At 65.1% G+C, this 11591-nt stretch carries 9 protein-coding genes; 8 read left to right on the forward strand and 1 reads right to left on the reverse strand.

Annotated features, from left to right (window positions below; translation table 11 throughout):
* The first annotated feature begins 1 nt into the window (after nt 1).
* The 8 genes from BMW90_RS01570 (at nt 2) to BMW90_RS01605 (ending at nt 9569) form a co-directional block, all read left to right on the forward strand.
* Nucleotides 2-718 carry an SDR family NAD(P)-dependent oxidoreductase gene (locus BMW90_RS01570; protein ID WP_074834492.1) on the forward strand — a complete coding sequence of 239 codons (717 nt, stop codon included), beginning with the start codon at nt 2-4 and terminating at the stop codon, nt 716-718.
* Between the two features lie 10 nt (nt 719-728).
* Nucleotides 729-1775: a zinc-binding dehydrogenase gene (locus BMW90_RS01575; RefSeq protein ID WP_074834494.1), complete on the forward strand. Its 1047-nt coding sequence runs from the start codon at nt 729-731 to the stop codon at nt 1773-1775.
* Nucleotides 1776-1895: 120 nt separating this feature from the next.
* On the forward strand, nt 1896-3509 hold the full coding sequence (locus BMW90_RS01580) for a GMC family oxidoreductase (protein WP_211568826.1): 1614 nt from the start codon (nt 1896-1898) through the stop codon (nt 3507-3509).
* Nucleotides 3510-3523: 14 nt separating this feature from the next.
* Entirely contained in the window at nt 3524-4480 is a 957-nt protein-coding gene (locus BMW90_RS01585; protein ID WP_170850496.1) for an ABC transporter permease, read from the forward strand.
* Between the two features lie 44 nt (nt 4481-4524).
* A complete protein-coding gene (locus BMW90_RS01590; protein ID WP_074834497.1) occupies nt 4525-5556 on the forward strand; it encodes a sugar ABC transporter substrate-binding protein in 1032 nt (343 codons plus the stop codon).
* A 56-nt stretch (nt 5557-5612) separates the two neighbouring features.
* Complete coding sequence (locus BMW90_RS01595) at nt 5613-6593, forward strand: ABC transporter permease (RefSeq protein WP_074834498.1); 981 nt, start codon at nt 5613-5615, stop codon at nt 6591-6593.
* Entirely contained in the window at nt 6590-8092 is a 1503-nt protein-coding gene (locus BMW90_RS01600) for a sugar ABC transporter ATP-binding protein (protein WP_074834500.1), read from the forward strand. Before BMW90_RS01595 ends, BMW90_RS01600 begins: the two co-directional genes overlap by 4 nt.
* 40 nt (nt 8093-8132) lie before the next feature.
* Complete coding sequence (locus tag BMW90_RS01605; protein WP_074834502.1) at nt 8133-9569, forward strand: aldehyde dehydrogenase family protein; 1437 nt, start codon at nt 8133-8135, stop codon at nt 9567-9569.
* A 39-nt stretch (nt 9570-9608) separates the two neighbouring features.
* On the opposite strand, the gene BMW90_RS01610 is transcribed toward BMW90_RS01605, so the two are convergent.
* Entirely contained in the window at nt 9609-11528 is a 1920-nt protein-coding gene (locus BMW90_RS01610) for an acyl CoA:acetate/3-ketoacid CoA transferase (protein WP_074834504.1), read from the reverse strand.
* Nucleotides 11529-11591 lie beyond the last annotated feature (63 nt).

The raw sequence follows: 11591 nt of genomic DNA on the forward strand, positions 1-11591 counted from the left end.
CATGCCGATTGCCGTCATCACCGGGGGAAACAAGGGGCTGGGCCTCAGCCAGTCGCGGCGTTTCCTGCAAGCCGGGTTCGAGGTGCATGTGGTGGCCCGGAGCCGGGCCGATTTCGACACGCTGGGGCAGGGGGCGCATTTCCACGAATGCGACATTGCCGCCGATCGGGCGGCCGATTGGCTGGCTGCGATCCATGCCGGCGCCGGCCCGATCGCGGCGCTGGTTAACAACGCCGGCGTGCATTTCAAGAAGCCGATCTGGGAGGTGCCGCCGGAGGCGCTCGACCAGGTGCTCGACATCAACGTGCGCGCCATGTTCGCGGCCTGCGGGCGCTATGTCAGCCTGCATCAGGACAGCGGCGGCGCCATCGTCAACGTCTCGTCGATGGGCGGGATCATGGCGCTGCCCTCGGCCGCGGCCTATGTGACCGCCAAGACCGCCGTTGTCGGGCTGACCCGTTCCGTCGCGGTGGATGCGGCGCAGTTTGGCATCCGCTGCAATGCCGTCAGCCCGGGTTTCATCGATACCGACATGACCCGCGCCGTGCTGGCGAAAGACCCGGCGCGCCGCGACAGGATCGAAAGCCGCATCCCGACCCACAGCTTTGGCCAGCCCGAGGATGTGGCCAATGCCATCTTTTATCTCGCCTCAGACCAGGCGGCCTATGTCAACGGCGTCAACCTGCCGGTCGACGGCGGCTATGCCATCGGATTTTGAAGGAACCGTCATGAGCTTTGTCCAGACCCGCCTGACCGCCGCCGAAAGTGTTGCCACCGGCCCCCAATCGCCGCCCGAAGAGATCGCAAACGGCCATGTCCGCCTGCGCCTAGCGGTTGCCAGCCTCTGTGGCACCGATCTGCATTACTACGCGCATTTCGCCAATGCCGGGTTCGAGCTGCACAATCCGGTGACTCTGGGCCACGAAGCCTGTGCCTGGGTGGAGGATCCGAACGGATCGAGGCTGCGCAGGGGCCAGCTCGTTGCGCTCAACCCGATCATGAATTGCCAGAGCTGCGATCCCTGCAAGCGGGGCGAGGAAAACCTCTGCACCGCCAAGAAATTCCCCGGTTCGGCCACCACCGTTCCGCATCTGGACGGCTTTTTCCGCGATGTGATCGACCACCCGGCGCGCTGCTGCCGCCCGGTGGCCGAAGATGTGAACCCGCGCCACCTGACCTTTGCCGAGCCGCTGGCCTGTGCGCTGCACGCGCTGAACAAGGGCGGCGTGGCCGCGGGGGACAAGGTGCTGGTGACGGGTTGCGGGCCGATGGGGCTCCTGGCGATTGCCGGCGCGGCGGCACGGGGCGCGCAAGTCACGGCGCTCGATCTGCGGCCCGGTGCGGTCGAGGTCGCGCGCAAGGCCGGCGCCGGCGAGGGGCATTTGGCCGGCCGGATCGCGGACGCCGACATCGAGAAACGCTTTGACGTGGTGGTCGAGGCCTCGGGCGCGATCCCGGCCTTCAATACCGCGCTCAAGGCAGTGCGCCAGAAGGGCCGGGTATCGATCCTGTCGAATATCCAGCTGCGTGAGGCCCGGGTGATGCTGCATCTGGTGATGCTCAAGGAAATCGAGCTTTGCGGCTCCTTTCAGTTCAACCGCGAATTCGAGGAAGCGGTGCAGCTGATCGAATCCGGCGCGGTGAATTTCGAGGCACTGACGGCCGCGGAATACCCGCTGGATCAGACCGGGGCCGCGCTGGCGCATATGGCGGCCGGCAAGGCCTTCGGCAAGATATTGTTGCTGGGAGCGGGCCTGACAGGCAGATCAATTTAGTCTTACAAAAAATATCGAAACCTACGGCTATTGACAGAATGTCAAGCGTTTGGCACAAGTTTCTCATATTTTGGTAATACCAAAAATGAGGGGAGGGCGACTTTCCTGGGGAGGGGGATGATGGAGACTTTCGATCATATCGTGATCGGCGGGGGATCGGCGGGCAGCGTGGCCACCGCACGGCTGGTCGAGGGGGGCGCCAAGGTGCTGCTGCTCGAAGGCGGGTATCACCATCGCCATCCTCTGCTCGACATGCCGCCGGGGGTGTTCAAACTGCTCAAGAACGGCTCCAAGTTCTTTCGCACCCACAAATCCACCCCGCAGTCCCAGCTTGGCGGGCGCCAGACCGAGATCCCGCAGGGCAACGTGCTGGGCGGGGGCTCTACCGTGAACGGTCAGGCCTATGTGCGCGGCCGGCCGCAGGATTACGACGCCTGGCACGAAGGGCTGCGCGGCAACAACGACGCCATCGGCTGGGGCTGGGACGCGGTTCTGCCGCATTTCAAGCGGCTTGAGGGCAACCGCAAGTTCAACGACGATCTGCATGGCTGCGACGGGCCGCTGACGGTCTCGGACCCGGGGCATATCGACGATATGGCGCGATGGTTCGTGCAGGCGCTTCAGGCGCAGGGCGAGCCGTTCAACCCGGATTTCAACGGTAAGAGCCAGCGCGGCGCCGGGTTCTTCCAGTTCACCTATGATCGGGGCCAACGGGTTTCGGCGGCCTATGCCTTTCTTGATCCGATCAAGAACAACCCGAAGCTGACGATCCGCCTGCGAAGCACGGTACAGCGCGTGTTGATCCAGGATGGCCGCGCGGTGGGTGTGGTCTATCGCGACAAATCCGGCACCGAGCACACCGCGCGCTGCGCGGGGGAGGTGATCCTTTCGGCGGGGGCGCTGATCACGCCGAAGCTGCTGATGCTCTCGGGGCTGGGCCCAGCGGATCACCTGCGCGACCATGACATCGACGTGGTGCAGGACATGCCGGGCATCGGCCGGAACCTTCAGGATCACCCCGACGTTTCGATCGTCGCGCGCGCGAATGGAAACTACGGCTATTTCAAGCAGGATCGCGGCTGGAACATGCTGCGCAACGGCATGGAGTTCAAACTCTTCGGCCGGGGCCGCATCACCACCACCGGGCTCGAGGCCGCCTGTTTCGTCAACCCAACCGATCCCGAGGCGCTGCCCACGCATGAGGCCTACTGCATCCCGGTGATGTATCTCAATGACGCGCAGGCCAGGACCATCCCCGAGGATTACGGCGTCTCGATCCAGATGGTGCTGCTCAAGCCGCGGTCGACGGGCGATGTGAAATTGGCCTCGGCCAATCCCGAAGACATGCCGCTGGTGAACCCCAACTTCCTGTCGGACGAACGCGACATGGACGAGATGGTCAAGGGGTTGCGCTATTTCCGCGAGACCATGAACCAGTCGCCGCTGGCCGACCGGATTGCCGAGGTCGTGGCGCCCACAGACTATTCCGACGCCGCGCTGCGCGACCATTGCCGCCGCGTGGTCAAGACCAATTTCCACCCCGCCGGCACCGCGAAAATGGGCGCCGATGGCGATCCGATGGCGGTGCTCGATGCGCGCATGAGGGTGCGGGGCGTCGAGGGGCTGCGCGTCTGCGACATGTCCGCCGTGCCCGACATTCCTGCCGGCAACACCAATGCGCCCGCCATGGTGCTGGGCGACCGCTGCGCCGAGATGGTGCTGGGGCGGCTATGAGAAGGATGACAGATATGCCCAACTTCGGACGACTGCTGCGCGAAAAGAACATCATCTTCGTGACCCTCGCGCTCTGTGTGCTGTTCTATCTGATCAGCCCGCGCTTTCTGAGCCTCGACAACATGTCGGCCATCTCGCGCCAGATCGTGCCCATCGGGCTGATCGCGCTGGGGCAGTATTTTGTCGTGGTCTCGGGCAATATCGACCTGTCGATGGGCATGGGATCGGTGCTCTTTGCCATCGTTTTGGGCGTGTTCTTCGGCCTCACGGGCGGCGTCGCCCTCGGGATTGTCGCGGTGATCGTCTGCTCGCTGGCGCTGGGCTTCTTCAACGGGGTGCTGGTGGCCAAGCTCAAGTTACCGGCCTTCATCGTCACGCTCGCCATGCTGTTCAGCGCGCAGGGGCTTTCGGGCCTGATCATCCCGCGCGGGCAACAGATTTTCCTGATGGGCGATTTCTTCCGCTTCATTGGCGCCGGCAAGTTCATGGGGCTCTACTGGTCGTTCCTGTTCCTCGTGGCGCTCTTCGTGCTGGCCTATGTGGTCTACAACCACACCCGCTGGGGCGCCTATGTGATCGCCATCGGCAATTCCGAGGAAAACGCCCGCCTCGCCGGCATCGATGTCGACCGGGTCAAGATCGGGGTGTTCATGTTCTCGGCACTGTGCAGCGGGCTGGCGGGGATCGTCCTGTCCTCGCGCATGGGGTTCGTGCAGCCGGGGCTGGACGGCAACGGCCTGCTGCTCGACGGCATCGCCGCGATCATCATCGGCGGCACGCTGATCCTGGGCGGGCGCGGCACCATTGGCGGCGCTTTCTGGGGCCTGCTGTTCATCGGCGTCATCAACAACGCGCTCAACCTGCTCAACGTCGAGGACGTCTGGCACCAGGTGTTCAAGGGGGCGGTCATTCTGGCCGCGCTGGGGGCCAACTGGCTGCTCTGGCAGTCGCGGCAGGTCGAGGCGCATTGACCCGCGAAATTACCAAAGACCAATCAACAAGGAGGAGACTACAGATGACTTTCAAACGGACATTCGCCAGCACGCTTGCGCTGGCCACGGGGCTGGCCGGCGGCGCGCTGGCCGACGAAGGCAAGCTCGACATCGTGTTCATCAACGATGGCCATGTCGCGCCCTATCACGTCGCCTGGCTCTCGGGGTTCGAGGACGCCATCGAAGCCTATGACGACGCCTTCGAGGACATCGAGATCACCGGCCGTTGGCTCTCGGCTGAAGGCTCGCTGGAAAAGATGATCCAGCAGACCGAAGTGACGATCAACGAAAAGCCCGATGTGATGTTCGTCAACGCCATCAACGTCGATGCGTTCGAGCCGCTGGTGGCGAAGGCGCAGGAGGCGGGCATCACCTGGATCGCCGTGCATTCGCCGATGGAAAGCGCGGACTACAGCTTTACCCTGGGCGACGTGGCCAATGGCACCAATCAGGGCATGGCGATGTGCGCGCTGTCGGGCGGCGAGGCCTACAAGGTGGCCGTGATGCTGGGGCAGGCGGGCAACCCGTCGGGCGAGGCGCGGCGCGAAGGCATCATGAAGGGCATCGCCTCGTGCGACAATGTCGAGGTGGTGGCCGAACAGCCCGCCGACTGGGACACCGTCAAGGCGCAGTCGATTGCCGAGAACTGGATGACGCAATATCCGGACCTCGATGCCATCTCGGGCGTGACCGACGCCTATATGTACCCCTCGATTGCCATCGCCACCAACTCGGGCAAGGACCTGGAGTTCTTTGGCTATGACGGCGACATCCCGATCCTGCAACAGATGCAGGACGGGCCGGTCAAGGCCGATATCCTGCTGTCGGGCACCCGCGAGGGCTGGAACTTCGTGCAGATGGCCTATCGCATCCACAAGGGCGAGACGCCGGACAAGGTCTATGACTTCTTCACCCCGCTGGTGATGAGCGAAGAGAACCACAAGCTGGCACTGGCGAACGGCTTTCCCGAGGACGTGCAGGTCTATTACGTCGATCAGGCGCTCGACGTGGCCGCCAAGGGCTATCTCGAGTTCGGCCCGGATTCGGTGAAGTAACGACACGACCGGGGCGGCCCCCAGCCGGGGCCGTCCCCTTCCGGGGAGGAGAGACCATGACCACAGCCACCGCCACGACGCCGTCACGGCCGGGCTTCAAGCTCGACAGCCTGACCCAGCGCTACCTGTTCCTGATCCTGCTGATCGTCATCGCCTCGGTGGGCTTCGGCATCGCCAACGAAAATTTCTATTCGCTGGCCAATATCGGCATCCTGCTGCGCTCCATTGCGGTGCCGTTCCTGCTGTCGATGGGCATGACCTTCATCATGCTGACCGGCGGCATCGACCTTTCGGTCGGCTCCAACGTCGCCTTTTCCGGCGGGGTGGGCGTGGTGGCGCTGACCGCCACCGGTTCGGCCCCCATCGGGTTTGCCGCCGCCGTCGCCGCCGGCATGGCGATCGGCGCGATCAACGGCGTTTTCATCGGGCGGCTGAGGCTTTCGGCCTTCATGGTGACGCTGGCGACCTACGCGCTGGCCCGGGGCATGGCGCTGGTGATCTATAATGCGGATTCGATCAATGTCTCCGACGCCGCCTTCCTCTGGCTGGGCGGGGTGAGCTGGGGCAACATGCCGGTGGTCATCCCCTTTGTCGCACTGGTTTTCGTCGCGCTCTCGGTGCTGCTCTACAAGTCCACTTTCGGCCGCGATGTCTATGCCGCCGGGTCGAATATCAACACCGCCTTCGTGCTGGGCCGCCGGCCGGAACGCACCTTGGTCTGGGTCTATGTCCTCTCGGGCGCATTGGCGGGCCTCTCGGCCATCATCACCGTCGGCCGCGTCTCCTCGGGGCAGCCCTGGGCGGGGCTCTACCTCGAATTCGACGCCATCACCGCGGTGATCCTTGGCGGCACCTCGCTCTTTGGCGGTCGCGGGCGGCTGCTCGGCACAATCCTCGGCGTCCTGCTCTACGGCATCATCATCAACGGCCTCGTACTGACCGGCACCAATCCCTATTTGCAGAGCCTGATCAAGGGGATGATCCTGCTGGGCGTGGTGCTGCTCGACACGCTGGTACAGCGGAGGAACGCGCAATGACCAAACGGCTCGACATGAAGGGCATCGGCAAGAGCTTTTTCGCCACCCGCGCCCTCGACAACGTGAATTTTACCTGCGTGGCGGGCGAGGTGCATGCGCTTGTGGGGTTGAACGGCGCCGGGAAATCGACGCTGATGAAGATCCTCGGCGGCGTCTATCAGAAAGACGAAGGCGTGATCGAGATCGACGGCGCAAAGGTCGAAATCGCCGCGCCCTCGGACGCCGGAGACCGTGGCATCGCGATGATCCACCAGGAGCTGTCGCTGATCAACGAGCTGACCGTGGCGGGCAACATCTTCCTCGGCCGCGAGCTGCGCCACGGCGCCACGCCCTTCGTCAACAAGCGTGAAATGGCGCGGCAGGTGCGCGCCCAGCTTGATCGCTTTGGGCTGACGCTCGACCCCAACCGCAAGGTGGCCGACCTGAACTCGGGCGAAAAACAGATCGTCGAGATCATCCGCGCGCTGATGTCGGACGCCTGGCTGATCGTGATGGACGAGCCGACTTCGGCGTTGTCGGAAGAGGACAAGGAGATGCTGTTCGACTTCATCCGCAAGATGAAGGAAGAGGGCATCGCCATCATCTATATCTCGCACCACATGCCCGAGATCTTCAGCATTGCCGAACAGGTGACGGTGATGCGCGACGGGGTGATCGTGCTGTCGGAATGCACCGCCGCCTCGTCCGAGGATCATGTCATCCGGTCGATGACCGGCGCCGAGCTCGACCATTTCGTCAAACCGCACAAGGAGATCACCGGCAAGACCATCCTGACGGTGGAAAACCTCACCCATCCCGGTGCCTACGAGGACATTTCCTTCAATGTCCATGAAGGCGAGATTGTGGTGATGACCGGGCTGCGCGGCTGCGGCGCCCCGGAACTGGCCAAGGCGATCTTTGGGCTGGACGGCAGTTACGCGGGCAAGATCTCCTATTTCGGCCAGCCATTGAAGCCCGGACGCGGCCCGGCGCAGGCGGTGGCCGACGGCATGGGGCTGGTGACGGAAAACCGCGACAAGAACGGCATCCTGCCGCCACTCTCCGTGCGCGACAACATCGCGCTGCCCTATCTGGAGAAATCGGTGAAGGCCGGATTGATTGACGGCCGCCGGATCGACGCGCTGGTCGACAAGGCGATCCGCGACACCTCGACCAAGACCTCCTCGCCGGAACAGGAGATCCGCTTTCTCTCGGGGGGCAACAAGCAGAAAATCTGTTTTTCCCGCTGGCTCGACCCGGACCTGAAACTGCTGATCCTGCTCGAGCCGACGCGCGGCATCGACGTTCACGCCAAGGCCGACATCTACCGCATTATCGAAGACCTCGCCGGCCGCGGCGTCGGCATCCTGATCCTGTCGTATGAAATCGACGAGGTCATCATGCTCGCCGACCGCGTGCTCACCCTCTACCAGGGTGCGACGGTCTCGGAATATGCCTATCCCGGTTTCGACAAGGACCGGATGCTGGCCGACATGGCCGGCGCGGGGCAGGGGCACTAGCCGCCCGCCCGCGCCGCACCCCATCCAAAAGGACACCGACATGACCACCTATTATCAGGCGTTCATCGCCAATGAGTTCACCGATGCCGCCGGCGGCGACCGTCGGCCCGTGCGCAATCCGGCGACCGGCGCGGTCTGGGCCGAGGTACCCGAATGCGGCCCCGAGGATGCCCGCCGCGCGATCGACGCCGCCGAGGCCGCCCGCCGCGACTGGGCGGCGCTGCCTTCGGTCAAACGTGCCGAATACATCTATCGCATCGCCGAGGCCCTGCGCACCGAACGCGACCATTTCGCCCGGCTGCTGGTGATGGAGCAGGGCAAGCCCTTGGCCGAGGCCGGGGCCGAGGTCGACGATACCATTCGTTACATGACCTATGCCGCCGAGGCCGCGCGGCGCATCCAGGGCGAGATCCTGCCCTCTGACCTGCCCAATGAACAGTTGTTCATCTACCGCGTCCCCTATGGCACGACGCTGGGCATCTGCGCCTACAATTATCCGCTCGCCCTGATCGGCCGCAAGCTCGGGCCGGCGCTGGTGACCGGCAATGTCATGGTGATCAAACCGCATGAGGCGACCCCGGTGACCGGCAGCGAATTCTGCCGGCTGGTGCGCGACGCCGGCCTGCCGGCGGGCGTTGTCGGGCTGGTCACCGGCGGCGGGGCCGAGCTGGGCGCCGCGCTGGTCTCCGATCCCGCGACCCGTCTGGTCAGCGTCACCGGATCGACCCGCGCCGGCCAGGCCATCGCGGCGGCGGCGGCGCAGAACCTTGCGGCGCTGTCGCTGGAACTGGGCGGCAATGCGCCGTTCATCGTGCTCAAGGACGCCGATCTCGATGCGGCGGTCGAGGCGGCGGTGGTAGCGCGATATGCCAATGCCGGACAGGTCTGCATCTGCAACGAAAGCGTGCTGGTCGAGGACAGCGTGGCCGAGGCCTTTACCGAGAAATTGCTGGCCCGCGCCGCGCAGGTGAAGCTGGGCGACCCGATGCAGGATGCGGGCATGGGCCCGGTCTCGACCGAGGGCGCGCTGAGCCGGATCGAGGCTCTGGTGGCACAATCCGTCGATGCGGGCGCACGGGTCGCGCTGGGCGGCAAACGCGGCAGCGGCGATTTCGCCAGCGGCAATTGGTACGAGCCGACCATCCTGCTCGACGCCCAGGCCGACACGCCGGCCGTTTCCGAGGAAATATTCGGCCCCGTCATGCCGGTGGTGCGCATCGGCGGGCTGGACGACGCGCTTCGCATCACCAATGCACGCCCCGACGGGCTCTCGGCCTATCTCTGGACCCGCGACGCCGGCAGCTACATGCGCGCCATCCACGAGATGGAGACCGGCACGATCTTTCTCAACAAGGGGATCTCGGGCTATGTGCAGGGCTATCACAACGGCCACAAACGCTCTGGCCTCGGCGGCGAGGACGGCATTCATGGCCTCGAGGGCTTTTTGCAGAAACGCACGGTCTACATGCAATATTGACGCCGGGCGGGGCGGACCCCGGCAAGCGGGGCGGGGACCTCAGCCTTCAAGATAGGCGCGGGCCTGTTCGGCCGTCTCGTAGATATGGGTGCGCGCCTCGGGGAAGACCTCGCCCAGCTTCATCCGCATGAAGGCCGAGCCGGAATAGCGCGAGACCTTGGCGTAAAAGCGCGCGTGCAGATCTGCGACCATCCGCGCCCAGGGCTTTTCCAGCGCCTCGTCGATGCGGAAGCCGTCGTAGTTGACCACCACGTCGACCTTGCGGCCGAGCGGCGCGCAGCGCTCTTCGACAAGACGGCCGACGCGGTCCACCTCGGCCTGCGACCGCAGGCGCATCTTTTCGAAATTGAGGAAAAGCTGGCCGGAGGCGGCATCCAGCGCCACGCGATCCGGCAGGTCGAGATGCAGCAGATCGGTGCGCAGGTCCATCTCGCGAGGCCGAAAGATGCGGGCGTCCATCATTGCCACTTCGCCGACGATCGGCCGCACCTCCATCTGGCCGAGAATATCCCGGTCGAGATCCACGCCGGGGGCGATCTCGGTCAGCCGCAGCCCCTCCGGCGTCAGCTCGAAGACGCAGCGTTCGGTCACATAGAGCACCGGCTGGCCCAGCCGCGCCGCGCGGGCGCCGGAAAAGGTGACCTGCTCCACGTCGCGCAGAAACTTGCGCGCGGCGCCTTCGCGGCGGATCTGCACCGCGCCGTCCTCCACCGCCAGCTCGAGCCCCTTGGCAGTGAACGTGCCCGCAAAAACCACCGCACGGGCGTTCTGCGAGATATTGATGAAGCCGCCGGCGCCGGCCAGCCGAGGCCCGAAGCGCGAGACGTTGACGTTGCCCAGCCGGTCGGCCTGCGCCAGCCCGAGGCAGGTCATGTCGAGCCCGCCGCCGTCGTAGAAATCGAACTGCGCATTCTGCGGGATCACCGCGTCGGTGTTGACCGCTGCGCCGAAATCGAGGCCCGAGGCCGGCTGGCCGCCGATCACCCCGGGCTCTGCCGTCAGGGTCAGATGCTCCAGCAGGCCTTCCTCGGCAGCGACAGCGGCCACGCCTTCGGGCATGCCGATGCCCAGATTGACCACACCGTTCACCGGCAATTCGAAGGCGCAGCGTCGGGCGATCACCTTGCGCGCGTCAAGCCGCATTGGCGGCATGTCTCCGGCCGGGGTGCGCATCCGGTTGGTGAACCCCTGCGAAAACCCGGTGGCATAGGTCTGCACATGATGTTCCGGCTGCGCCACCACCACGGCATCCACCAGAATGCCGGGGATCTGCACCTCGCGCGCGGGCAGGGTGCGGGCGCGGGCCACCCGTTCGACCTGAACGATCACCACGCCGCCGGCGTTCTTCACCGCCATCGCCTGCGCCAGGTTGTCGATGGTCAGCGCCTCGCGCTCCATGGTGATATTGCCGGCCTCGTCGGCGGTGGTGCCCCGCAACAGCGCCACCGACAGCCGCTGCGCCCGATAAAACAGCAGCTCCTCAGTGCCGATCTGCATCAGGTCCAGCTGCGGGTCGGTTGAGATATCGTTGATCGCGCCGCCCCCGTTGCGCGGATCGACAAAGGTCTCGAGCCCGACCTTCGACAGCATCCCCGGCTTGCCGGCCGCGATATCGCGGTAGAGCTGACTGATACAGCCCTGCGGCAGGTTCCAGCCCTCGATCTTGCCGGCCACCGCCAGCGCCGCCACCTTGGGGATCAGTCCCCAATGCCCGCCGACCACCCGACGCAGCAGCCCTTCATGGCCCAACCGGTTGAGGCCACGGCTTTTTCCGTCGCCCTGGCCGGCAGCAAAGACGAGGCCAAGGTCGCGCGGCTGGCCGGTTTCGAGAAACCGCGCCTCGAGCGCGGCAAGCAATTCGTCGGGCACGCCGATGCCGACAAAGCCCGAGGTGGTGAGGGTATCGCCGGTCTGGATCAGGGCGGCAGCGTCAGCGGCGGAAACGACCTTGTTTGTCATGGCCTCAGCCTAGGGCCGCGCCGCGACATCGTCCAGCGCCAGACACCGCCGAGGTCGCGTCTT

It is taken from the genome of Marinovum algicola (assembly GCF_900109145.1).
GTDB lineage: Bacteria > Pseudomonadota > Alphaproteobacteria > Rhodobacterales > Rhodobacteraceae > Marinovum > Marinovum algicola.

Coding starts and splice junctions, on each gene's coding strand:
- BMW90_RS01570 (WP_074834492.1), top strand. CDS start 2: ATGCCGATTGCCGTCATCACCGGGGGAAACAAGGGGCTGGGCCTCAGC.
- BMW90_RS01575 (WP_074834494.1), top strand. CDS start 729: ATGAGCTTTGTCCAGACCCGCCTGACCGCCGCCGAAAGTGTTGCCACC.
- BMW90_RS01580 (WP_211568826.1), top strand. CDS start 1,896: ATGGAGACTTTCGATCATATCGTGATCGGCGGGGGATCGGCGGGCAGC.
- BMW90_RS01585 (WP_170850496.1), top strand. CDS start 3,524: ATGCCCAACTTCGGACGACTGCTGCGCGAAAAGAACATCATCTTCGTG.
- BMW90_RS01590 (WP_074834497.1), top strand. CDS start 4,525: ATGACTTTCAAACGGACATTCGCCAGCACGCTTGCGCTGGCCACGGGG.
- BMW90_RS01595 (WP_074834498.1), top strand. CDS start 5,613: ATGACCACAGCCACCGCCACGACGCCGTCACGGCCGGGCTTCAAGCTC.
- BMW90_RS01600 (WP_074834500.1), top strand. CDS start 6,590: ATGACCAAACGGCTCGACATGAAGGGCATCGGCAAGAGCTTTTTCGCC.
- BMW90_RS01605 (WP_074834502.1), top strand. CDS start 8,133: ATGACCACCTATTATCAGGCGTTCATCGCCAATGAGTTCACCGATGCC.
- BMW90_RS01610 (WP_074834504.1), bottom strand. CDS start 11,528: ATGACAAACAAGGTCGTTTCCGCCGCTGACGCTGCCGCCCTGATCCAG.